The organism is Kribbella sp. NPDC000426, from assembly GCF_040300265.1.
In the GTDB taxonomy this organism is placed as follows: Bacteria; Actinomycetota; Actinomycetes; order Propionibacteriales; family Kribbellaceae; genus Kribbella.
In genome coordinates this window covers 294,784-317,922 of the sequence record NZ_JBEPDK010000006.1, presented here as the reverse complement: position 1 = coordinate 317,922, position 23,139 = coordinate 294,784, and the positions used below count along the sequence as shown (strand labels likewise).

The following is a 23,139-nucleotide window of genomic DNA, read 5'->3' as shown; positions in this document are numbered from 1 at the left end:
CACAGCCCCGCCTGCCTCACCAGGCGGGGTTGTTTTGTGTCTGTCCGTGCCTGCGGGTGCGGACGATGCCGTAGGCAACCAATGCCGCGGCGAGGGCGGTGAGGGTCAGCGCGGCCGTGGTGGTTGCCTGGTGGAACAGGGTGGTCTGGTGGGCGGTCCAATGCGGCGTGGTGATCGGGCCGGTGAAGATCACGGCCAGGAGCGTGCCGGCGATAGCCAGACCGGCTCCGGACGTCACCTCGGTGGCGGTGTCGGTGAGTGCCGCGCCGATCGTGGTGCGGTTCTCCGGGAGGCCGCGGAGAACGTTGACCCCGGCAACCACTCCGACGACGCGCATGCCGGCCGCGACGAGCACGAGGGCGACGGCCACCCAGAGATAGCCGAAGCGGTTCAACGATCCGTAGACCGCGAGACCGATCACCACGGCTCCGGCGCTGATCCACGCAGCCCGGCCGAGCCCGACCCGTCGTACGAACGGGCCGATCAGGGCACCGCCCGCGACGAGTACGACGACCTGCGGGAGCATGCCGATCGCGGCGAGCGCGGGGGACCAGCCCCAGTCGAGCTGCAGTTGGAGCGTGACGAGGTAACCCAGGCCGGCGGTCGCGAGACCCGCCGCGGCCTTGAAGGCCAGACCGCTCGAAACGAGCGGGTGTGCAACGAGTTTCGGGTCGAGCAGCGGATACCTCGCCGAACGCTCGCGCAGGTAGAACAGGACCGCGCCGACGGCAGCGGCTGCGGTCGTCGCCCACGGTGCCCACGAGCCCGCCCCCTCGTGGACGAACAGCGTCGGCGCGACCAGGGCGAGCACGATCGTCGCCGTACCCAGCACCGCGCCCGCGATGTCGATCGGATCCCGGTGCAGCTCGGCCGGGACGTCCGCCGCGATGCCGAGCCGCACCCCGATGAGAGCGAGTACGGCGACCGGCACGTTCACCAGCAGCAGGACCTGCCACGGCGCGATCGCGAGCACGAAACCGCCTGCCGTCGGACCGACTGCCAGCCCGACCAGACCCACGGTCGAGATCAGCGTCGTCGCGCGGACCCGTCGGTCGTCGTCCTCGAACAACCGGAACGACAACGCCAGCGACCCCGGCGTCGTCATCGCGGCGGCGACCCCCATTGCCACCCGGACGGCGATCAGCTGCTCCACAGTAGAGACGAACGCCGTCGCCAGGCTTGCGAGACCGAGCAGCACCAGCCCGGTCAGCATGATCCGCCGCCGCCCGAACCGGTCGGCGATCGCCCCGAACGCCAGCATCAGCCCGCCGAACACCACGGCGTACGCGCCGGTCACCCATTGGAGCGCGGTCGTCGAGGCGTGTAGTTCGCGCCCGATCGTGGGCAGGGCGACGTTCAGGATCGAGTTGTCGAGCATCTCGAACAGGAACACCGCGGACAGTCCGGCCAGCGCCACCCACGCGTCCCGCAGCGAGTGGGGCGGGTGAGCTGCTATGACGGTTGTCGGTGTGGAGGTCATGCCACTAAGTTAACTTACTAAGCTTAGTGACGCAAGAAAGTGAGGGAAGATGCCCAGAACCGATGCGCGGGGCGGACCGCAGACGCGGGCCCGGATCTCGGACGTGGCGACGCGGCTGTTTCTCGAACGCGGGTTCGACGGCGTCACGGTCGCCGAGGTCGCCCGCGCGGCCGGCGTCTCGAGCGTGACGGTGTTCAAGCACTTCCCCCGCAAGGAGGACCTGCTCCTCGACCGCACCGACGACGCGGTCGAGGTACTGCGTTCCGCCGTCCGCGACCGCGACGCCGACGTACTGACGTCGTTGCAGCAGGCAACCGTCCGGCTGCTCGACGAGGAGCATGCGCTGGCCGGGATCAAGGACGGATCGGTCCCGTTCTACCGGACCGTCGCGGCCTCGCCCGCGCTGATCGCCCGGTCGCGGGAGATCGCGTCCGAGCTCCAGCAGACGCTCGCGGAAGAGCTCGACCGCGACCCCGCGTTCGAGGGCGATGCGTCACTCCTGGCCGCGTTCTTCATCGCCGGCTACACCGCCGTACTCGTCGAGACCGCGCGCCGCATGACCGCGGGCGACGCCCCCAAGAACGTGGCCGCCGACCATCGCGTCCGGCTGGACCGATTGTTCGACGCCCTCCGGAACGGCGTCGGCTAAAGCTACGCTGTGCGGCATGGAGTTCGTGCAGCTCGCCGATGGCCGCAAGTTGGAGTATTTGATCGAGGGACCGGCGGACGGCGTACCGCTCGTGTTCCATCACGGCACCCCGGGTGCAGCGGTGCGGTTCGGTCCGCTCGCCGAGTCGGCCGTGCGGCACGGGTTGCGGTTGGTCAGCCCCGGCCGGGCCGGGTACGGCGCTTCGACGCCGCACCCCGGGCGGTCGATCGCGGATGTTGCCGCGGACACCGCCGCACTGCTCGACGCGATCGGCGCCGACCGGTTCTACAGCATCGGCATGTCCGGGGGAGGACCGCACTCGCTGGCGTGCGCGGCCCTGCTCCCGGAGCGTTGTATCGCGGCGGCGTCGGTGGCCGGCGTGGGACCGGCCAACGCGGACGGGCTGGACTTCATGGTCGGTATGGGCGAGGAGAACCTGGCCGAGTTCGGCGCCGCCTTCAACGGCCGCGAGGCTCTCGAGCCACTGCTGGAGGCGGAGTCGAGCGGACTGGCCTCCGCGGCGCCCGCTGACTTGGCGGCTGCCTTCGGCGACCTGGTGTCCGAGGTCGACAAGGCCGCGATGACCGGTCCGATCCTGGACTGGCTCGCGGCCTCGTGCCGGCGTTCCGTTGCCGAGAGCATCGCCGGCTGGCGCGACGACGACCTCGCGTTCGTGAAGGACTGGGGCTTCCCCCTGGACCAGATCACCACCCCGGTGGCGATCTGGCAGGGCGACCAGGACCGGATGGTCCCCGCGGACCACGGTCACTGGCTCGCCGCGCACGTCTCCGGCTGCACCTTCCACTTCCTGCCGGGCGACGGTCACATCTCCCTGCTGAACAGCATCGACCAAGTGGTCGCGGATCTCGTCAGCTGAGGTCGATCCAGGCGAAGGGCGGTGCACTGGCGGGTGAGGTGTGGAACGAGCGCCCGGCGAAGGTCAGGTCGGGGTCGTTGCCGTAGAGCTCGTTGACCTCCTTCGTCGCGGTCTCGTCTCCGTTGTCAGAGGCAACCATCAGCCGGGCGATCCGGTCGGTGAGGTCGAGGTCGGCGCCGTCAAGCGTGTCGGTCATCGCGCCCCAGTTGTCCCAGAGCAGGAGCTCGTCGCCGTTCAGGTGTGCGAGCTGGTAGTGCACGTAGTTGCGGATGAACCAGCCGCCGTGCAGCTTCAGCGGAGCGTCCGGGTTCGGATCCGCGCCGTACCGGTCGCCGTCCAGCTCGCCGGACCGGTACCCGAGCCAGGTGTCCGCGGCCGATCGGAACGGGCCGGCCGGCATGTCCTCCACGTCGAACGGGTAGGCGGCTTGATCCAGCTCGGTGTCGATCATCACCCACCGCTCGCCGTTCCAGTACTCGGCGACCACGTGGTCGTGGTTGAACCCCTCGGCGAAGTACTCCGCGAAGCCGACCCGGCTGCGCGCCGGGATTCCCTTGTGCCGCAGGGCCGAGACGAACACGAGCGTGTGGTCGCGGCAGCATCCGACGACCCGGTCGAAGGGCTTCCGCGGTGCGGCGAGCGGCGTACCGTTGCGCTTCTGGTCCGTGGCGAGGATCGCCGACACCCACCGGCTGTCGATCTCGGCGAGACGTTCGCCGGTGAACTCGATACCGCCCGCGCGGTAGTGGATGATCAGGTCGCGCGTCACAGCGGCGATGCCGGGGATGTCGTCCGGCAAGGCGTCGAACAGCCCGGCGTACTCGCCGGGGTCGCTGAACCGGCTCTGGGTCTGGTAGTCCATCAGGGGTTCCTTTCGAGGATGGGCAGAGCGATGTCGACGGCCGGTTCGTCGCGGGGGATCAGCTGGCAGTCCGGGCGGTACACCTCACGCGGCGGACCCGCTTCGGGTACGCCGGCCGCCCGGACCCAGTCCGTCACGAGGTCGTAGGCGAGCATGATCCGCGGGTACGCGCACTCGTTCATCGTGATCGTGCAGTACGCCTCCCGGTGCGCGGGCTCGACCCGGATCCCGATCCGGCCGGCCGGGTCGACGAGACCGTCGAACGGCACGCACACCTCGACCGTCGCCTCACCCTCGGGCGTCACCGCGCCGTGGAAGATCACCCACGACCCGGTGGTCGCGCTCGCGCCGGCCGCGCGCAGGTACGCCATGATCTCGTCGGTGCACGTCACGATGATGCCGACCAGCAACTGCTGGTTGGTGTCGGCGCGGATCGACGCGATCTTGGTCGTCGGCACGTCCCGGGTCAGGACCGGTCGCGGCGCGAGTCCCGGCGTACCGGATCGGGACAGGCGGTCGCGCAGGTACTGCAGGGTGGAGCGGCGCGCTTCGGTGGTCGCCTCCTCGGCGGCCCACCAGCGGTCGAGCCGGATCAGGCCCTCCTCGTCGGTGCCCGCCAGTACTTCGGCGATCGTGGCCAGCGGCATGTCGAGCTGACGCATGACGCTGATCCGTCGGGCCCGCTCCAGTTGCGCTTCCTCGTAGAAGCGGTAGCCGTTGGCCGGGTCGACCTGGGCGGGCGCGAGCAGCCCGGACACGTCGTACAGCCGCAACGCCTTGTGGGAAAGCCCGGTCCGTCGCCCGAACTCACTGATCGTCAACACGCGTTCATCAAACCCTCTGCCCCAGGGGCAAGGTAAAGCACCCGCCACTCGCTTCGCTCGTGGCGGGGGATGGGGGGAGCCGCCCGCTCCGGGTGAGACGCAGCTGGCTCGCTCTGGGATCGTCGCGAGTCGGGCTCGCCGCTTGCGGCGGCGTCACGTCGGGAACGGTTTCACGTCGGGCTCTACCCAGCCGGTGCGGGCTTGGGGTGATGCGAGGGTGCGTGGTTCGTAGAAGTGGGTCAGTAGGCGCTTGTTCAACAGACCGGGGTTGCGCTCGAGCAGGTCGTCGAAGCTCTCGTCCGGCGCCTCGTTCATGTGGTACGCCGTCAGTTCGACCCACGCCCTGCTGACGGTGGCGTTGTACTTCTGCGGCGCCCCCGCGTACCGCGCCGTCCGCTGGATCCCGCTGCTGACCAGGTCGACCGCGCCGGCCGTCCCACACCGCCGTACGGCGAGCCAGGTCAGCCGCACGTGCTCGCGGTGGCCGAACCGGTCGGCGGTCGACAGCACTTCACCCATCAGTTCCTCGAAGGTGTCCATCTCCCCACGTTCGGCACGCCGGCGACCGCCCGCAACCGAGTTTTGGGAAGGGGGTTGTGTTGAAGACGGTAACGATATATCGTTAGTGTCATGAAGAATATCGAGGAGGATATTATGAACACCCCCAACGAGATCAGAGGCCGCCGCCGAGGCGGCCACCATCACCCCCGACGCGGTGGACCGCGGATGGGAGAAGGCATGCCGATGCACGGAGGTCGCGGTGAACGTGGCGAACGTGGCGAATTCAGGGGTCGCGGTGAGCGTGGCCCCCGGCGCGGCGGAGGGCGTGGTTCCGGTCGCGGCCGGGCGCCGCGCGGTGACGTCCGTACGGCTGTCCTGATGCTGCTTGCCGAGGAGCCGATGCACGGCTACCAGTTGATGCAGGCCATCGCCGACCGCAGCGACGGGCGCTGGACCCCCAGCCCCGGCGCGATCTACCCGACCTTGAACCAGCTGGAGGACGAGGGCCTGGTCACCGTGACCGCGGAAGCCGGCCGCAAGCTCGTCACGCTGACCGACGCCGGCCGTGAGTACGTCGAAGGCCGTCGCGAGACAGCGGTCGACCCGTTCGCAGCTTTCGCCAACGCGGGCCCGACAGCCGACCTGCGCGGACTGATCGACGAGCTGGCCTCGGCCACTCGGCAGGTCGCCCGCACCGGCTCCGAAGAGCAGCGCACCGCTGCCGCCAAGGTTCTGGCCGAGGCACGCCGTTCGCTCTACCTGCTCCTGGCCGACGCTCCGGTCGTCCCCGAGCCCCCGAAGACCCCAGAGGCGTGAGACCTGCGTCACGCAGGGAACGTCTCGACCGAACGACTCCTCTTCGCGGATGTCAGGTACATCTGAGGAGGGGTCGGGATGGGGTCTCGAAGGATCGTCGCAGGCACGCATGTCCTGCTCGCGGCGTTGCACATCTACTGGGCGACAGGCGCCACCTGGCCCGCGCCCGACGAGCGATCACTCTCCCGAGCGGTCCTCGGCATTCAAGTCTCATTCGCTCCGCAGGTGGTGCTGCCACTCGCAGCACTGCACCTACTACTGGCCTTCGCGGTACTCCGGTCTGACCGATCCGCGGCCGCCCGCGTAGTAGTAGCCGGCCTCGCGGCAGGCCTGGCCACACGAGCCGCTCTCGGCTTGGTGTGGATCTTCACCAGCGCGGGTACTGCGTTCTTCTGGCTCAACCTGCTGCTCTACACGCCGGCGTGCATCGCACTGTGCGTTGCTGACATCAGACTGCTGCGAACACGGTGGCTGAAGGCCGCTGCGGTAGCAGGACCAGTTGCTGTGGTTACAGTGGTCGCCATGGCTGCCTACGCCTACCAGCCGGGTGAGCAGGTATATCCGGCCGCGCAGGCCGCTTTCGTCGGATGATCGAGGAGCAGCTTGTTCGCGCGGCGCAGCGCGGCGACACGGTCGCGATGAACGACGTGCTCGACGCGCTCACGCCGTACGTCGGGAGGATCTGCGGACCGATCGCCCTCCGCGACGGACCCGACGCGGCGCAGGAGGCGTTGATCGCGATCTTCCGCGGTCTGCGCGGCCTGGAGAATCCGGCGGCGCTGTTCGGATGGGCGCGCGCGATCGCCGTACGCGAGGCGGTCCGCGTTGCGCGGCGGGGGCAGCGGCAGCAGCCGGCCGAGCTCGCGGATCTGCCTGCTGCCGACGATCCGCAGCTGGCGGTCGACGTACGGGACGTGCTGCGGCGGTTGTCGCCGGAGCATCGCGCGGTCCTGGTATTGCGGGACCTCGAAGGAATGGACGAGCAGGCCGCGGCCGCCGTACTCGACGTCCCGGCGGGTACGGCGAAGTCGCGGCTGCACCGTGCGCGGGCGAGCTTCCGGAAGGCGTGGAGATCATGACCGATTGGCCGACCATCGAGTTGACGGACGTCGAGCGGTTCCGCGCGCTCGCGGCGGGTGTGCCTGGTGCTGCCGTCACTGAACGGGTCCTGATGGCCGACCCGGATCGGGTGCGGGCGATGCTTGCCGACCTTCAGGTGTTCGCCGAGATCCAGGCCGACTTCGTTTCGGCAACTGTGCTCGAGCGCGACGGCGACCGGGTCGTCGTACTGGCGAAGGGCAAGCGCGGTCAGCGTGCGCGGCTGACGGGTCAGTTCCGGCCGGGGTGGTGCTGGCTGCAGAGCCGGTTCGTGATCATCGGCATGGCGGTCGCGGCCGAGCCTGGCGGTGGTACGCGCGTCGCACTCACCGGCGGCATTCGCGTACCGGGCCGTGCGGCGATCCTGCCGATCCGGGTCCGGCAGGAGAGCGCCAAGACGCTGAGCCGACTGGAGCGCTTGCTCAGGGCTTGAGTACGCCGGCCGGCAGTGCGGCGAGCAGAGCGTCCGCGTGGCGCCGGTAGCCCAGGTTGTTCGGGTGGAACGCGTCCGGGGCGAGCATGCCGCGCCATGGCGGCCGGGCGTACCGGGAGACCTCGGCGACCGGCAGTCCGCGGGCCGTGGCCGTGTTGCTGATCAGCTGGTTGATGCCGGCGACGTACGGGCTCACAGCTCCGCCCACCCGCCAGAGCCGGTCCGGAACGGTCAGGTCCATCACAACCGACGACGAGGGCAGCCGGTCGATCACCTGACGGAGGTGGTCGCGGAACCGCTTCGGCGGGGTAGCGAGGATGTCGTTGTTGCCGATGCCACAGGTCACCAGTGCAGGGGTTAGGCCCCCGAGCAATGGCAGCTGGTCGTCCAGCACATGCCGCGTCTGCGCCCCGGACCGCGACAAGTTGAGCACCCGCCACGGCGTCCCCTTCCGACGCAGCGCGTTGAGCACCTGCCCGACGTACCCATGCAGCGGCGATGACGCACCGAGCCCCTGCGCCGTGGAGTCACCTAGCACTACCCAGAGCGGTCCGTCGGCCGACAACGCGGTTGTGTTCTGCCGCGTCCAGTACTCCGCATAGGTCCGAGCCTGTACGTCGACGTACGCCACGCCATCCACCCAGCGCTGAACAGCCAACCGTGACCCGGTCCGCTCAGCCTCCCCCCACCGCATGATCGCCCGGTGCAAGGCCCCAATAGGCGTAGTCCGCTCACGCCCCCGCTGCAGCAAGAACATCGATCCCCCCAGAGGTAAACACCAGGTGACCGAAAAATGTACAGGCGGAAGGTTAACAACCTCCTGAACACGCAACTGCAGGCCGGACTCCCGAGAAGGAGCCCGGCCTGCGGCTCTGATCAGGCGGCCCGGATCTGGCGGCCCGGATCTGGCGGCCCGGATCAGGCGGAGCGGTCGCGGCGACGCTGGATCGCCAGCATGACGCCGAGACCCGCGCCACCGAGCGCGATCCCTGCCAGCGCCCCGAGACCGGCCGAGCTCAGGTCGACCGAGTCGCTGACATCCGCCGTGGCCGGCAGCTGTGTCGTCGGCTCGGGCGGCAGTGGCGGTCCGTCCAGGGTCGGGCATTCGACGGGCACATGCGATCCGCGCGGGGGCGAGGCCGGCATGATCGGCGTGATCAGGGTCCGATCGACGCACCCACCCGACGGCTCGGGCTTGTTGATCGCCATTGCCGGCGCCGCGATGGTCAAAGCGGAGATGCCGAGCGTGGCACCTGCGACCAGCCGGGTGAGCCGGCGGGACATGGAGTGCTTCGGGGTGCGAGTGGACTTGCTACTCATCGGTCTACCTCTTCCGACTTCCGATCGAACTGGACAAGCACCGTTCTCCAGCCAGGCGGTATCGGCCCCGCTGCCACCGGTATCAGCGCGGTATCGAAGCCCTTGACGAGCACCGGCAACGGTCGGAGAGTCGGAAACGTGGGTATCGCCGTACTCGGCCCGCTCACAGTCGATGGGGGGCGGAAGAACCTCGCACGGCGCGATCGCGTCGTCCTGGCCGCGCTGGCAGTGCATCCAGGAGAGGTTGTGAGTGCTGGGGCGCTGGCCGATGCCCTCTGGGGCGACGAACCGCCCGCGTCGGAAACCAAAGTGCTGCAGGGCTGCGTCGTCCGGTTGCGCAAAGTCCTCGGCAATCACGCGATCGAGACCTCGCCGGCCGGTTACCGGCTGGCGGTGGCGCAGGACGAGATCGACAGCCGGCGATTCGAGCACGCGCTTGATCGGGCCCGGGCTCTGCTCACCGATGCCCCGGAACGGGCGGCAGCGCTGCTCGCCGACGTACTGACGCTGTGGCGCGGCCGGCCGTTCGAGGAGGTCTCGAGCTGGGACCCGGCGCGGATCGAGATCGCCCGTCTGGAGGAACTGCGCCAGCTCGCGGAGGAGCTGTACGTCGAGTCGGCGCTGCGATCAGGTGGTCACGGGACCATCCTGGGTACGGCGCAGGCGATGGTCGCGGCGGCACCGTTGCGCGAGCGGAGATGGGCCCTGCTCGCGACCGCGCAGTACCACGACGGCCGGCAGGGTGAGGCGCTGCAGACCCTCCGCCGGCTCCGCTCGGTGCTCGGCAGCGAACTCGGGCTCGACCCGACTTCGGAGATCGACGGACTCGAGCAGGCGATCCTGCGGCAGGACCCGGACCTGGCGGTCCCGGACGCACTCCCGGAGCCGAGCGGAGTGTGCCCCTACCAAGGCCTGAAGCCGTACGACCTCGACGACGCCGAACTGTTCTTCGGCCGCGAGTCCCAGGTCGCGGCCGGGCTGCGGAAGCTCGCGGACAGCTCGGTCCTCGCGGTCGTCGGTCCGTCCGGTTGCGGGAAGTCCTCGCTGATCCGGGCCGGTATCGCCGCGTCCTTGCTGCGCGACGGGCGCCGGGTCGCGACCATCACACCTGGGCAACACCCGATGGCCGCGCTGGCCAGTGCGCTACCTGGGCACGGACCGTTGCCCACCCTGGTCGTCGATCAATGCGAGGAAGCCTTCTCGCTCTGTCAGGACATCGCCGAACGTACGACGTTCCTCACCCGGCTCGCCGATCACGCTGCCGAGGCTCCACTCGTCCTGTCCTTCCGGGCCGATCGCTTCGCCGACCTTTCGTTCCACCCGGAGTTCGCGCACGTCGTCGAAACGGGATTGCATCTGCTCGGCAGCATGTCCGAAGCCGAACTCCGGTCGGCCATCACCGAACCAGCACGCCTGGCCGCAGTGGTCGTCGAACCCGGCCTGGTCGACGTGCTGATCGCTGAGGTCGCAGGTCAGCCGGGTGCGTTGCCGCTGATGTCACACGCACTTGCGGAGACCTGGCAACGCCGGGAAGGTCGCACGCTGACCGTCGCCGGCTACCGCGCGACGGGCGGCATCAAGGGAGCCGTCGCGCAGTCGGCCGAGCAGGTGTACGCACGGCTCACCCCGGAACAGCGCCCGCTGCTGAAGGCCTTGCTGCTCCGTCTCGTCGCTCCCGGCCCCGACGGCGAGCCCAGCCGCAGTCGCCTGCCCAGACGCACAGTCGTCACCGGGCCCGAGTCCGACGAGCTCATCGACCTACTCATCGGCGCACGACTGGTCACCAGCGACGACGAATCTGTGGAACTGGCACACGAAGCCCTGGCCCGAGCCTGGCCACGCCTACGCGGCTGGCTCGACGACGACCTGGAAGGCCAGCAGATCCTCCACCACCTAACCCAGGTAGCCGACTCCTGGGACTCCCTTGCCCGCCCCGACAGCGAGCTTTACCGAGGTGTCCGCCTCGCCAAGGCGCTGCAGTGGCGTGACCAGGCCGCACCTGACCTGACGGCCGTCGAACGAGACTTCCTCACTGCAAGCGAACGCCTCGCCGACGCCGAACTCCGCGCGGCCGAAACCCGCGCCCGCCAGGAGATCCGCATCAACCGCCGCCTACGCGTCGCACTCGGCACCGCCGCATTCCTACTCGTCGGCGCGCTCATTGCGGGATTCCTCGCAACCGGCCAGGCGCGGCGTGCCGACCGCCAGGCGACAGCCGCGGAACAGTCAGCAACGATCGCGGCGGCCGGCCGTGCAGGTGCGAAGGCCGTCGTCGAGACCGACATCGACACCTCGCTGCTGCTTGCCGTGGCCGCCGTCCGCATGCATGACTCGCCTGAGTCCCGGTCGAACCTCTTGGCCACGATGGCCAAACACCCGCAGCTGACAAGCTCGATCGAGACCGAGAAGGTGGATTCGTACGGCCTCGAGGTGAGTGCGAACGGCCGGCGGGCCTACATCTTTGCGGCCAGCGGCCATGTCCTCAGCTATGACCTGACCACCGGCAAACCACTCGCGTCGTACAAGCCGCCGAACCGGTCGGGCGGTGCGGATCATCTGGACTACATGGATCCGATCGCGCTCAGCCCGGGCGATCGCGAACTCGCTGTCGGGACGCCGCCTCCGACCACCGAGCCGGTGGTGTTGCTCGATCCCACGACCTTGAAGCCGACCGGTCGCCATCTGCCCGGGTTCACCAAGACACCCGCCCGCGCGACCCATGTCACCTACAGCCACGACGGCCGTTCTCTCGTCGCAGTACTGCACTACTACGGCAACGGCGTGACGAAAGACTTCAGCAGCGGTGCAGTCTTTGTCTGGGACGTCGCTCCGGGCCGCGCGCCGTCCGTACGACGAGTCATGCCGCTGGCCGCCGCGTCCGTCCAGGACGCCGTCGTCAGCCCGGCCGGCGACCGGCTCTATCTGAGCAAACCGGCTGCGGCGTACGACGTTGCTACCGGCAAGCAACTGTGGTCGAAGCCGGAGCTCGTCTTCGTCGTGTCCGATATTGCGCCTGACGGCAAGACGCTGGCATTCGCGGAGGAGGCGCGGGACACCACCGCCGGTGACTACGGCGTCGTCGTGCTCGTGAACGCAGCGACCGGCGCAACGCTGCACCGTCTGGAAGGACATCGGGCCAACCCGCTCAATGTCCGCTTCTCGCACGACGGCAGGTCGGTGGTGTCGCTCGGCGCCGACTATCACGTCATCGTCTGGGACACCGCCGACGGAGCGACGTTGGAGAACATACCGCTGTCCGAACGAGACTCTCTGGCAGGCGCCTTCAGCCCGCGCGACGACACGCTGTACACCTCGGCAGGCGACGGTGCCTTGCGGAGTTGGGATCTCACCGGTCGCCAGCACCTGCTGAGTCAGCAGAAAGCGCCGCCCGGCTTCGCCTACGGCTGTCGTTTCATCGCTCCCGGCGGGCGGAGCTACTACCGGCTCCTCAACTACGATCCCGCCTACCTGGATGCCGGTGTACCTGACGGAGAATTCGTCGACACCGCGACCGACAAGGTCGTCCACTTCGACGCGACGCACCTCGGTGCGCTGACCTGGAGTTGCGGGACGTGGCACCCGAGCGGGGACAGGTTCGCGCTCGGCAACACGGCCGGGCAGGTGATGGTGGAGGACACCCGGACCGGTCGCCTGGTGGTCGCGCGGAAGGTGACGGCCGGCAGGATCGGCGACCTCGACTACAGCGGACGCGACGGCAGCCGCTTGGTCGTCGGTGACCAATCCGGGTTCGCGACGCTGGTGGACGCCGAAACCCTCCGTCCGGTCAGCAAACCCGTTCAGGTCGGCGGCCCGATCGCATGGTTGTCGGCGAGCCCCGACAACCGGACCGCCTTCCTGGTGATCGGCGGCCGCAACATCTCCAGCTGGCTGGACGTCCCGTCCGATCGTTGGGCAGTAGTGGACCTCGTGGCCGGGCGGATCCTGCGGCGGGGGAGTTTCCCGATGAAATACCCCAGCATCGTGACCTACTCGCCGGACGGGACCCGGGTGGCGATCGGCAGCGAGAAGGGCGACGCCGTGATCATCGACCCCGCGACCGGTGAGTACCTCGCCGCGCCGCGGATCGTCCACCAGGGCCTGGTCAACGGGATCGCGTTCTCGGCCGACAGCGCGCTGCTGGTGACGGCCGGCTGGGACGGCGGCATCGCGCTCTTCGACGGCAAGAGCGCGGCGCTGCTCGGCACGATCATGACGCCGAACCAGCAACTGGTGACCGCCGACTTCCTGCCGGACAGCCATACCGTGGTGATCGCGTCGTACGACGACGGTGTCTATTACTGGGACACCCGCCTGGAACACGCGGTCGAGATGGCGTGCCGGATGGCCGGGCGGGATCTGACCGCGGCGGAGTGGCGGGAGAACTTCGGGGAGCGGCTCTACCGGAAGACGTGTTAGAGCGCGCGGAGCAGGACCAGGCAGCGGGGTGCCAGGGGGACGGTGGCGCCGGCTTCTACTTCGGTGACCATGCTGTGGCTGGTGTCGAGGACTACCTCGTAGGCGGGGGCCCAGGAGGCGTCCGGGACTACTACGGGTTGGGTTTGCGGGGTGGCGTTGAGGGCCAGGAGGAAGGAGCTGTCGGTGAGGGCGTTGCCTTCGGTGTCGGTGGCTCTCAGGGCGTCGCCGGCCAGGAACATGCCGATGGTGCGGAGGTTGCCGTCGAACCAGTCGGCGTCGGTCATCTCGCCGCCGTGGGGAGCGATCCAGGACAGGTCCTTGCGGCCGCCGGGCACGACAGGTTGGCCGGAGAAGTAGTGCCACTGGCGCAGTGCGGGGTGTGCGGCCCGGAGCGCGATCAGCTGCTTCGTCAGCTCCAGCTGGTCGGACCAGGCGGCCGGTAGGGACCAGTCGAACCAGGAGATCTCGTCGTCCTGGCAGTACGCGTTGTTGTTGCCGTCCTGCGTCCGGCCACACTCGTCGCCGGCGGTGATCATCGGTACGCCGGTGGACAGGATCAGCGTCGACATCAGGTTCGCCATCTGGCGTTTGCGCAACGCGATCACGCGCCGGTCGTCGGTCTCGCCCTCGACACCGCAGTTCCAGGAGCGGTTGTCGTCGGTGCCGTCGCGGTTGTCCTCGTGGTTCGCCTCGTTGTGCTTGTGGTCGTAGCTGACCAGATCCCGCAGCGTGAACCCGTCGTGCGCGGTGACGAAGTTGATCGACGCGTACGGGTAGCGCCCGTCGTCGCCGTACAGATCGCTCGAGCCGGACAGCCGGTACGCAAGGTCCTTCACACCGTCGGAGGTGTTGCGCCAGACGTCACGCACGCTGTCGCGGAATTTACCGTTCCACTCCGACCACGGCGGCCCGAAGTTGCCGACCTGGTAGCCGAACGGGCCTACGTCCCACGGCTCGGCGATCAGCTTCACCCGGCCGAGCACCGGATCGGCCGCGACCTCGGCGAGGAACGGATGCCCGGGGATGTCCACCTCGTGCCGCTCGTTCCGTACCAGCGTCACCGCGAGGTCGAAGCGGAAACCGTCGACGCCCATCTCCTCGACCCAGTAGCGCAGCGAGTCCATCACGAGCCGCCGTACCTGTGGGTGCGAGGTGTCGACCGAGTTGCCGGTCCCGGTCACGTCGTACATCGCGGCCCCGTGTGCGAGCCGGTAGTAGGCGCGGTTGTCGATGCCGCGGAAGCTCAGCGTCGGCCCGTCGAACCCGCCCTCGGCAGTGTGGTTGTAGACCACGTCGAGGATCACTTCGATGCCCGCGGCATGGAACGCGGCGACCATCGCCTTGAACTCCGCGACCTGCTCACCGCGCGAACCCGACGACGAGTAGGGCGCGTGCGGCGCGAAGAAACCGAGGCTGTTGTACCCCCAGTAGTTCGGCAGACCCCGCGCGGCGATCGACGGCTCGGTGAGGAAGTGGTGGATCGGCAACAACTCGACCGACGTCACGCCGAGCTCGGTCAGATACTTGATCACCGACGGATGCGCGAGCCCGGCGTACGTGCCCTGCTGATGCTCAGGTACGTCGGGGTGCCGTTTGGTGAACCCCTTCGTGTGCAGTTCGTAGATGACCGTCTCGCCCCAGTGGACCGGCTTGCTGATCGGCGGCGGCGGAGCGGAGTCCGCGACGACCACGCCGACCGGGACATGACCGGCCGAATCGCCGTCGGACGAGTCGTAGATCAGCGGACTGGAGAAGTCCAGCGAACCGTCGACCGCCCGCGCATAAGGATCGAGCAGCAGCTTCGACGGGTTGAAACGCAGACCGTGTGAAGGGTCGAACGGACCGTGCACGCGGTATCCGTACCGCTGGCCGGCGCCGACGCCCGGCACGAACCCGGTCCAGAACTCACCGGTGTGACTGAGGTCGAGGTTCCGCTGGCTGCCGTCGTCCGCGATCAGGGCCAGCTCGACCCGTTCGGCGGCCGGAGCCCACAGCGTGAAGGTGGTCCCATCGGTCTGGACCACTGCGCCCGGACGCGGATCAGCACCGGCGGTCAGGCCGGGAGCATCCGGGGCGGCGGTCGCTTCTTTCACCGGCACATTCTGCACAGTTCGGGGTGAGTTCTCGATAGTGAGGTACTTATGTTCGTGAGACGGTGGTTGCGAACGTCTGTGCGCAGTGATACGCAGGGACCGTTACTAATTTACCCACCTGTGGTTCTAGGGGATCTCATGTCGGAAGAGCTTGCCGGTCTGACCGTGGGTCTGATCGGTGCGGGCAACATCAGCCACGTCCACGTGGCCGCGTGGAAGGCCCTCGGGGCCAGGGTCCTGGTGTACTCGCTGGAAGGCGCAGAAGAACTGGCGGAGCAGTACGGGCTGGAGGTCGTGGCTTCGCTGGACGCCTGCCTGGCCGAGGCCGAGTTCGTCGACATCGTCACACCGTCGGCGACGCACAAGGAGATCACGCTGGCCGCGATCAAGGCGGGCAAGAACGTGATCTGCGAGAAGCCGCTGACGCTCACCGCGGCCGACGCGCACGAGGTGATCGACGCGGCGAACGCGGCCGGCGTCCGGTTGTACCCGGCCCACGTCGTCCGGTACTTCGCGGAGTACAAGGCGGCGTACGACGCCATCCGGGCCGGGCGGATCGGTGAGGTCGCGGTGGCGCGGTTCTACCGGCAGGCGTCCTCGCCGGCCGGCGCCGGCTGGTACCGGGAAGTCGCCCGCTCGGGCGGCGTGATCATGGACCTGATGGTGCACGACCTGGACCAGGCGCGCTGGCTGTGCGGCGACGTCACCACGGTGTACGCCGTCCAGAACCCGCCGACCGTCGACGGCATCAGCCCGGTCAACGTGGCGGCCCATGTCACGCTGACGCACGAGTCCGGCGCCATCAGCCACTGCCGGGCGACCTGGGGAGCGACGGGTACGACGTTCCAGACCGGGTTCCAGGTGGCGGGGTCCACCGGCGTACTGAAGTTCACGTCGGAGGGTGACACCGGCTACAAGGAAGAGCTGCAGAACGGCGGTGCCGGCGGCGATCTGCTGATTCCGGCGTCGACGCTGGGGGAGAGCCCCTACCTGACGCAGCTGCGTGAGCTGGCCCTTGGGCTGCGCGGCGGACCGGATCCGCGGGTGCTCGCATCCGACGGTGCGACCGCCGTCTACCTGGCCGAGGCGGCGCGGGCGTCGATGGAGTCCGGCCAGCCGATCGACATGAAGACCTTCGTCTCGAGTGGAGCAGTGGCATGACCCTGAAGGTTGCTCTGGCTTCGTTTGCCCACGTCCACGCCGGTTCGTACGCGCATCTGCTCGCTGCGATGCCGGATGTCGAGGTGCTGGCCGCCGACCCCGACGGCGCTTCTGCACCCGACGACGGCCCGCGTGGCGCCGAGCTCGCCGGGATGTTCGGCATTCCGTACGTCGACACGTACGACGAGCTGTTCGCATGGGGACCCGATGCCGTCATCGTGACGTCCGAGAACGCCGGCCACCGCGCACTGGTCGAGCGTGCTGCCGCTGCGGGCGCACACGTCCTGTGTGAGAAGCCACTGGCCACCGAGGTTGCCGACGGCGAGGCGATGCTGGCAGCGTGCGAGGCGGCCGGCGTGATCCTGATGGTCGCGTACCCGGTCCGCTTCGCCCCGTCGTACCTGCAGCTGCGGGCGAACGTCGAGGCCGGCCGGCTCGGCGACGTGTTCGCAGTACTGGGGACGAACAACGGGAAGATCCCGTACGCCGCCCGGCAGTGGTTCGTCGACGCCAAGCAGGCCGGCGGAGGCGCCATGGTCGACCACACCGTGCACTGCGCGGACCTGATCGACGGACTGACCGGCGGTGCGTCCGCCACCCGCGTGTACGCCGCGTCGAACCGCATCCTGCAGCAGGACAAGGGCGTGGAGGTGGAGACCGGCGGTCTGGTCACGATCAACTACGACAACGGGCTGCTGGCAACCATCGACTTCTCCTGGAGCGTCCCCGACAACGGCCCGACCTGGGGCGGCGTCTCGCTGCAGGTCACCGGCACCAACGGCTCGGTCGAGATCGAACCGTTCCTCCCGCACGTGGGCGGCACGGACGCCAACGGCGAGGTGTTCCTGGGAATCGGCGGCAACCTCGACGAGGCAATGGTGGACACGTTCCTGGACGCGGTCCGCACAGCCGGCCCGGCGGTCGCCGGTCAGCCGCCGGCGGTAGTACCCCAGCCGGACGGTGCCGTCGGCCTCCGCACCCTGAAGATCGTCGACGCCGCCCGCCGCTCCGCGGCATCGGGGCAGGCCGTCGATCTTTAGCGGCCCGTAGTACACCGGGTTGCTCTGGTCCGGTACGGTTCCCGGGGATGTGACTGATGGGTAGTCCCCGGGAACCGTAGGGAGCTTGGAGTATGGGCGAGTTCGTCAACCTGACCGTGAGTGATGGTGTCGGGACGATCCGGCTGGATCGGCCGAAGATGAACGCACTGAACGTCCAGGTCCAGGAGGAGATCCGGGCCGCCGCCACCGCGGCGGCCGAGGACGACGCCGTCCGGGCGGTCGTCATCTACGGCGGCGAGCGGGTGTTCGCGGCCGGTGCGGACATCAAGGAGATGGCCGACATGTCGTACGCCGACATGGCCAAGCGCTCCGGTCCGTTGCAGTCGTCGCTGTCCGCGGTCGCTGCGATCCCGAAGCCGACCGTTGCCGCGATCACCGGCTACGCGCTGGGCGGCGGCTGCGAGCTCGCGCTCTGCGCCGACTACCGGATCGCGGCGGACGACGCGAAGCTCGGCCAGCCGGAGATCCTGCTCGGCATCATCCCGGGCGCCGGCGGTACGCAGCGCCTGTCCCGCCTGGTCGGCCCGTCCAAGGCCAAGGACCTGATCTACACCGGCCGCTTCGTCGACGCTGCCGAGTCGCTCACGATCGGTCTGGTCGACAAGGTCGTACCGGCCGCTTCCGTGTACGAGGAAGCGGTTGCCTGGGCGTCGCAGTTCTCCCGCGGCGCGGCGATGGCACTGCGCGCGGCCAAGGAATCGATCGACTCCGGTCTTGGCGTCGACCTGGCCACCGGGCTGGAGATCGAGCGGCAGCAGTTCGCCGCGCTGTTCGCCACCGAGGACCGCTCGATCGGCATGACGTCGTTCGTCGAGAACGGTCCCGGCAAAGCTGAATTCAAGGGAAAGTGATGTCTGCTACTTCGAAGCCCGCCGCGTCCGCCGAAGATGTCGAAGCCGCGTGGAGCGACAACAAGCTCGCCCAGGTGCTGTACCACGACTGGGAAGCGTCGACCTACGACGAGAAGTGGTCGATCTCGTACGACGAACGCTGCGTCGACTACGCCCGGGACCGCTTCACCGCGATCGCCGGCTCACGCGGCTGGCCGTACGGGAAGTCGCTCGAGATCGGCGCCGGTACGGGCTTCTTCACGCTGAACCTGAAGCTGGCCGGCGTCCTCGACGAGGCACACGTCACCGACCTCTCGCCGGGCATGGTCGAGGCGGCGAAGAAGAACGCGAAGACGCTCGGGTTCGCGATCGAGGGCCGGGTCGCGGACGCGGAGAAGCTGCCGTACGACGACGACACGTTCGACCTCGTCATCGGGCACGCGGTCATCCACCACATCCCGGACGTGGAGCTGGCGTTCCGCGAGATGCTGCGCGTGCTCAAGCCGGGCGGCCGGTTCGTGATCTGCGGCGAGCCCACGCGGTACGGCGACTTCGTGGCCCGACGGCTGTCCCGGTTCACCTGGTGGGCGACGACGAACGTGACCAAGCTCCCCGCCCTGGCGCACTGGCGGCGGCCGCAGTCCGAGCTGGACGAGTCCTCGCGAGCTGCTGCTCTGGAGGCCGTTGTCGACCTGCACACGTTCGACCCGGACACGCTGGCGCGGATGGCTACGCGGGCCGGGGCCTCGCAGGTTCGGACCGTCACTGAGGAGTTGCTGGCGGCATGGGTCGGGTGGCCGATCCGGACGTTCGAGGCCGCCGTACCGGAGCAGAAGCTCGGGTTCGGGTGGCGGATGTTCGCGTACAAGTCGTGGCTGCAGCTGTCCAAGGTGGACAAGGTGCTGTCGACCGTCGTACCGGATGAGCTGTACTACAACGTCTCCATCACTGGTGTGGCGCCTTCGGCCCAGTAGGAGCAGTAGGGTGTGTTGATGCGGTTGCTGTCCGTGGCGAATCTGCGCTGGGTGGTGCGCCACCGGGCGTGGACGCCGTACTACCTGAAGCGCTACTGGCGGTTCGCCTGGTTCAAGCTGCGCCACCCGCAGGTGATCACCGAGGGTTTCGTTTTCCTGGGCAAGCATCTGGAGATCGTGGCGCGGCCCGGTCACGGCCGGATCGTCCTCGGCAAGTGGGTGCATCTCGGTGACGAGACCCGGTTGCGGGCCCACGAGGGGACGTTGCGGATCGGCGACAAGGTCGTGTTCGCGCGCGACGTCACGGTCAACTGCTACCTGGATATCGAGATCGGTGCGTCGACACTGATCGCGGACTGGACCTATATCTGCGACTTCGACCACAAGACCGAGGACCTCGATCTGCCGATCAAGGACCAGGGCCTGGTGAAGTCCCCGGTCCGCATCGGCCCGGATTGCTGGCTGGCAACGAAGGTGACGGTCACCCGCGGTGCCGATATCGGCCGCGGGGTGGTGATCGGCGCCAACAGCGTTGCCCGAGGCAACATCCCGGCGTACGCCGTGGCTGCCGGGATCCCGGCAGTGGTCGTGGCCGATCGCTCGGCCCGGTTCACCGCCGGCGCCGAACGACGCAAGTACCTGGCCGGCCTCGCCGCCGCCAACGACAGGACGGCCGCCCAACTCCGGGCCGGCGCTGCCCCCACCGTGGCCACGGCGCCTACCCCGGCAGCGCCACCTACCCCGGCAGCGCCGCCTACCCCGGTTGACGCGGCGTCGGCGTCCGCGCCTGTTCCGGCTGCGGCTGAAAACCCGCCCGCGGTTCCCCGGAGCGTCGATGAGGGGGATGCGGGTGGTGATGAGGTAGAAGCAGATGGTGAAAAAGAGGACCGTGAGGGGTTCTCAAGTTACTCACCAGTCGGGCACTATGGCCCCCACGTCCGGTCGGACGCCGGTGATCACCTGACTGACCGGTTGAGCGTCGGAGAGGAGAAGTAGCGTGGCGGACCCGGCGGCGATCGATCCGGGCGATCCGGCGGCCCGGTCGTTGCTCGACCAGGCGGCGGCCGACGGCTCGATCACGCAGGCCAGGACGCGCGCCGTCGATCCCGTACCGATCGTCGCGCAGCCGACGGCGTCAGGTCGCGCTACGTTGGAACCAGTGCTTGAAACAAACGAACCAGACATGGGCGTGAACGCAAGGATGAGCTCGGAAGCACAGGCAGCAGACGGCAGCACAGCGGCGCCGGCCCCGGTAGCGGGTGCCCGCCGCCGGTTGTCGCCGCGCCCGGTCCCGGTCAGTCGGCGTAGGAGACCGCCGGCTGCCGCCGAGACGGTCGGCAAGGTGGACAGCGTGGGCTCGGTGGCCACGGACGAGGAACGGACCCCGGCTGAGGAGATGGACGACGTGGGTACGCAGAACGAGAAGGGCGCGGCCGCCGAGGCGGACGTGACGCCGGCCAAGGACGCCGGTACGGCGACCGGCCCGGCCGCGGGTACGGCGACCGGCGCCGGTACGGCGACCGCGACCAAGACGGCCCGCCCGAAGACCGCGGCGGAGATCGTCGCGGAGCAGCGGGCGCGGGAGAAGGCGGCGGCCGAGGCGTCGTCGGGTGCGGCCGACTCGGAGGAGGCCGCACCCGAGCAGCCGGCCACGGACGGTGCCGCGAAGGAGACGGCCGCGGTCGGCGCAACCGGGACGGCCGTCGGCAAGCCGGGGGCGAAGCCCTCGGGCCCGACAGGTGCCTCAGGCAACAAACCGCCGACGGCGCGGGGCGGTGCGTCGGGATCGGGTGCCGGCAAGGGCAAGCAGGCGTTGTCCTCGGTCGGCTCCGGTGTGCGGAAGCTGCGCAACCTGATCGCGTCGCTGATCTGGTTGATCGCGGTGCTGGCGGCCGCCGTACTGGCGCTCGGTGCGCTGTTCACCGCGCTGGACCAGACCAACCAGAGCAACGAGATCGTGCGCTGGATCCTCGAGCGCGGTCATGATCTGGTCGGCCCGTTCAAGGACCTGTTCCGGCTCGAGACCGCCAAGAACACCCTGCTCGTCAACTGGGGTATCGCGGCGCTGGTCTACCTGATCGCGGGCAAGATCGTCGAACGCATCATCCGCCCGTAGCCACCAGGATGAGGTCGAGAGATTCGTCCAGCTGACCGGGGCGAATCTCGAAGTCCTCGTAGGTGGTGCTCCGCACGAGCGCGGCCAGGTCGTCGTCCCACTGGCCGTGCTCGGCGGCGAGCTGCGCGTCGACACACGAGCCGTACTGTGCCTCCCACGCCGTGAGCCGCTCGCCGTGGTGGAGACCGAGCGCGTGTGTGATGTCGAAGTACGGCTCGAGCAGTTCGACGAACTCGGCGGCGGTCAGTTCGCGCGTGTGGTACCAGTTCCCGCTCGGGAAGGTCAGGCGGTTCGGCGTACTCAGGACGACGGTCCCGCCCGGCGCGAGGATGCGGGCGCACTCCGCGATGAACCGCGGCTGCTCCCACAGGTGCTCGATCGTCTGCATCGAGGTGACGAAACCGAACGCGCTGTCCGCGAACGGCGTCTGGACGAGATTGCCCCGGACGACATTGGTCTGTGGATAAACCCGGCGGACGTGGCGCAACGTCGTATGTTCATAGTCGAGACCGGTCACGGAGTCCGCGCCCGCCAGGCGGAGCAGCTCCGTGCCGTAGCCCTCGCCGCAGCCGGCGTCGAGGATCCGGCCGGTCCGCTCGATCTGCAGGTGGGCCGTGATCCAGCGATAGGCCGCGTCGTGGCGCGCGAACCAATAGTTCTCGTGCCAGATCCCGGGTGCGGTCCTCTCGCCGGTGAGCGGTAACGTCTCGGTCACCCGAGTCAGACTACTGAGTCGGACTGGTGCCCGGGACTGTGATGGGACTCGCACGGGACGTATGTTTCTCGCGGGTAACATCCGTGGCAGGCTTGGGAGAGACCGTTAACCAGAAGGGGTCCCACACGCTATGAAGATCGTCGTCTGCGCGAAGTTCGTGCCGGATGCCACGGCGGACCGCCGCTTCCGCTCCGAGGACAACACGGTGGATCGTGCCGGTGTCGACGGGTTGCTGTCCGAGCTGGACGAGTATGCCGTCGAGACCGCGCTGACCGTGAAGGAGTCCGGAGACGGTGAGGTGACGATTCTCACCGTCGGTCCGGAGCAGGCCGCCGACGCGGTGAAGAAGGGTCTGCAGATGGGCGCCGACGCCGGTGTCCACGTGGTCGACGACGCGATCCACGGTTCGGACGCGGTCGCGACCTCGCTGATCCTGTCGAAGGCGCTGGCCAAGCTCGAGGCCGACCTGGTCGTGTTCGGGATGGGTTCGACCGACGGCGGCATGGGAGTCGTGCCGGCGATGGTGTCGGAGCGCCTCGGGCTGCCGGCCGTGACGCTGGGCTCGGAGGTGACCGTCGACGGGCAGACCGTCCGGATCCGCCGCGACGGCGACACCGCGAGCGAGACGATCGAGGGCACGCTGCCGTTGGTCCTGTCCGTGTCCGACCAGGCGAACGAGCCGCGGTACCCGTCGTTCAAGGGCATCATGGCGGCGAAGAAGAAGCCGGTCGAGACCTGGTCGCTGGCCGATCTGGAGCTCACCGCCGAGCAGGTCGGTGGCTCGTCGGCGTGGACCGAAGTGGTCGAGGTGACCGCTCGTCCGCCGCGCAGCGCCGGCACGATCGTCACCGATGAGGACGGCAGCGGCGCCGCCGAGCTCGTCGAGTTCCTGTCCACGAACAAGTTCCTCTGA

At 68.8% G+C, this 23,139-nt stretch carries 22 protein-coding genes; 14 read left to right on the top strand and 8 right to left on the bottom strand.

The features are described from left to right. Positions 1 to 16: 16 nt before the first annotated feature. Positions 17 to 1,480, bottom strand: a complete 1,464-nt coding sequence (locus ABT313_RS30170) for an MFS transporter (RefSeq protein WP_350860802.1) — start codon at positions 1,478 to 1,480, stop codon at positions 17 to 19. 49 nt (positions 1,481 to 1,529) lie between these two features. Here ABT313_RS30170 and ABT313_RS30165 point away from each other — a divergent pair, with 49 nt between their 5' ends. Together ABT313_RS30165 and ABT313_RS30160 are read left to right on the top strand one after the other, a co-directional pair. After that, complete coding sequence (locus ABT313_RS30165; RefSeq protein ID WP_350860800.1) at positions 1,530 to 2,129, top strand: TetR/AcrR family transcriptional regulator; 600 nt, start codon at positions 1,530 to 1,532, stop codon at positions 2,127 to 2,129. Between the two features lie 16 nt (positions 2,130 to 2,145). Further along, positions 2,146 to 3,006: an alpha/beta fold hydrolase gene (locus ABT313_RS30160; RefSeq protein WP_350860798.1), complete on the top strand. Its 861-nt coding sequence runs from the start codon at positions 2,146 to 2,148 to the stop codon at positions 3,004 to 3,006. Here the strand turns inward: ABT313_RS30160 and ABT313_RS30155 are convergent. From ABT313_RS30155 to ABT313_RS30145, 3 genes are all read right to left on the bottom strand, one after another. Continuing rightward, positions 2,999 to 3,868, bottom strand: coding sequence for a transglutaminase-like domain-containing protein (locus tag ABT313_RS30155; RefSeq protein WP_350860796.1), 870 nt, complete (start codon positions 3,866 to 3,868; stop codon positions 2,999 to 3,001). The genes ABT313_RS30160 and ABT313_RS30155 overlap by 8 nt on opposite strands. Next, on the bottom strand, positions 3,868 to 4,692 hold the full coding sequence (locus ABT313_RS30150) for a MerR family transcriptional regulator (RefSeq protein WP_350860794.1): 825 nt from the start codon (positions 4,690 to 4,692) through the stop codon (positions 3,868 to 3,870). The genes ABT313_RS30155 and ABT313_RS30150 overlap by 1 nt, the downstream gene beginning before the upstream one ends. A 153-nt stretch (positions 4,693 to 4,845) precedes the next feature. Beyond that, positions 4,846 to 5,232, bottom strand: coding sequence for a hypothetical protein (locus ABT313_RS30145; RefSeq protein ID WP_350860792.1), 387 nt, complete (start codon positions 5,230 to 5,232; stop codon positions 4,846 to 4,848). 339 nt (positions 5,233 to 5,571) lie between these two features. On the opposite strand from ABT313_RS30145, the gene ABT313_RS30140 reads away from it, so the two are divergent. From ABT313_RS30140 to ABT313_RS30125, 4 genes are all read left to right on the top strand, one after another. Continuing rightward, a complete protein-coding gene (locus tag ABT313_RS30140) occupies positions 5,572 to 6,009 on the top strand; it encodes a PadR family transcriptional regulator (RefSeq protein WP_350860790.1) in 438 nt (145 codons plus the stop codon). A 78-nt stretch (positions 6,010 to 6,087) separates the two neighbouring features. After that, entirely contained in the window at positions 6,088 to 6,600 is a 513-nt protein-coding gene (locus ABT313_RS30135) for a DUF3995 domain-containing protein (protein WP_350860788.1), read from the top strand. Continuing rightward, positions 6,597 to 7,088 carry an RNA polymerase sigma factor gene (locus tag ABT313_RS30130; RefSeq protein WP_350860786.1) on the top strand — a complete coding sequence of 164 codons (492 nt, stop codon included), beginning with the start codon at positions 6,597 to 6,599 and terminating at the stop codon, positions 7,086 to 7,088. The genes ABT313_RS30135 and ABT313_RS30130 overlap by 4 nt, the downstream gene beginning before the upstream one ends. Continuing rightward, complete coding sequence (locus tag ABT313_RS30125) at positions 7,085 to 7,540, top strand: hypothetical protein (protein WP_350860784.1); 456 nt, start codon at positions 7,085 to 7,087, stop codon at positions 7,538 to 7,540. Before ABT313_RS30130 ends, ABT313_RS30125 begins: the two co-directional genes overlap by 4 nt. Here the strand turns inward: ABT313_RS30125 and ABT313_RS30120 are convergent. Together ABT313_RS30120 and ABT313_RS30115 are read right to left on the bottom strand one after the other, a co-directional pair. After that, complete coding sequence (locus tag ABT313_RS30120; RefSeq protein ID WP_350860782.1) at positions 7,530 to 8,171, bottom strand: SGNH/GDSL hydrolase family protein; 642 nt, start codon at positions 8,169 to 8,171, stop codon at positions 7,530 to 7,532. The genes ABT313_RS30125 and ABT313_RS30120 overlap by 11 nt on opposite strands. Positions 8,172 to 8,458: 287 nt before the next feature. Beyond that, positions 8,459 to 8,860 carry a hypothetical protein gene (locus ABT313_RS30115; RefSeq protein ID WP_350860780.1) on the bottom strand — a complete coding sequence of 134 codons (402 nt, stop codon included), beginning with the start codon at positions 8,858 to 8,860 and terminating at the stop codon, positions 8,459 to 8,461. A 138-nt stretch (positions 8,861 to 8,998) separates the two neighbouring features. Between ABT313_RS30115 and ABT313_RS30110 the strand changes: the two genes are divergently transcribed. Then, the gene (locus ABT313_RS30110; protein WP_350860778.1) at positions 8,999 to 13,276 is read left to right on the top strand and encodes an nSTAND1 domain-containing NTPase; all 4,278 of its coding nucleotides are present in this window, start codon (positions 8,999 to 9,001) and stop codon (positions 13,274 to 13,276) included. Here the strand turns inward: ABT313_RS30110 and glgX are convergent. Continuing rightward, entirely contained in the window at positions 13,273 to 15,333 is a 2,061-nt protein-coding gene (gene glgX, locus ABT313_RS30105) for a glycogen debranching protein GlgX (protein ID WP_502884041.1), read from the bottom strand. The genes ABT313_RS30110 and glgX overlap by 4 nt on opposite strands. A 174-nt stretch (positions 15,334 to 15,507) precedes the next feature. Here glgX and ABT313_RS30100 point away from each other — a divergent pair, with 174 nt between their 5' ends. From ABT313_RS30100 to ABT313_RS30075, 6 genes are all read left to right on the top strand, one after another. Continuing rightward, on the top strand, positions 15,508 to 16,530 hold the full coding sequence (locus tag ABT313_RS30100) for a Gfo/Idh/MocA family protein (RefSeq protein WP_350860774.1): 1,023 nt from the start codon (positions 15,508 to 15,510) through the stop codon (positions 16,528 to 16,530). Then, on the top strand, positions 16,527 to 17,570 hold the full coding sequence (locus ABT313_RS30095; protein WP_350860772.1) for a Gfo/Idh/MocA family protein: 1,044 nt from the start codon (positions 16,527 to 16,529) through the stop codon (positions 17,568 to 17,570). The genes ABT313_RS30100 and ABT313_RS30095 overlap by 4 nt, the downstream gene beginning before the upstream one ends. 92 nt (positions 17,571 to 17,662) lie before the next feature. Then, positions 17,663 to 18,442 (top strand): enoyl-CoA hydratase/isomerase family protein, encoded by a 780-nt coding sequence (locus tag ABT313_RS30090; protein ID WP_350860770.1) that lies wholly within the window; start codon positions 17,663 to 17,665, stop codon positions 18,440 to 18,442. Then, on the top strand, positions 18,442 to 19,395 hold the full coding sequence (locus ABT313_RS30085) for a class I SAM-dependent methyltransferase (RefSeq protein WP_350860768.1): 954 nt from the start codon (positions 18,442 to 18,444) through the stop codon (positions 19,393 to 19,395). Before ABT313_RS30090 ends, ABT313_RS30085 begins: the two co-directional genes overlap by 1 nt. A gap of 18 nt (positions 19,396 to 19,413) precedes the next feature. Beyond that, positions 19,414 to 20,391, top strand: coding sequence for an acyltransferase (locus ABT313_RS30080; RefSeq protein WP_350860766.1), 978 nt, complete (start codon positions 19,414 to 19,416; stop codon positions 20,389 to 20,391). 1 nt (position 20,392) lies between these two features. After that, complete coding sequence (locus ABT313_RS30075) at positions 20,393 to 21,511, top strand: hypothetical protein (protein WP_350860764.1); 1,119 nt, start codon at positions 20,393 to 20,395, stop codon at positions 21,509 to 21,511. Here ABT313_RS30075 and ABT313_RS30070 read toward each other — a convergent pair. After that, positions 21,498 to 22,226, bottom strand: a complete 729-nt coding sequence (locus ABT313_RS30070) for a class I SAM-dependent methyltransferase (RefSeq protein WP_350860762.1) — start codon at positions 22,224 to 22,226, stop codon at positions 21,498 to 21,500. The two genes, ABT313_RS30075 and ABT313_RS30070, sit on opposite strands and share 14 nt — an antisense overlap. A 130-nt stretch (positions 22,227 to 22,356) precedes the next feature. Between ABT313_RS30070 and ABT313_RS30065 the strand changes: the two genes are divergently transcribed. After that, on the top strand, positions 22,357 to 23,139 hold the full coding sequence (locus tag ABT313_RS30065) for an electron transfer flavoprotein subunit beta/FixA family protein (RefSeq protein ID WP_350860760.1): 783 nt from the start codon (positions 22,357 to 22,359) through the stop codon (positions 23,137 to 23,139).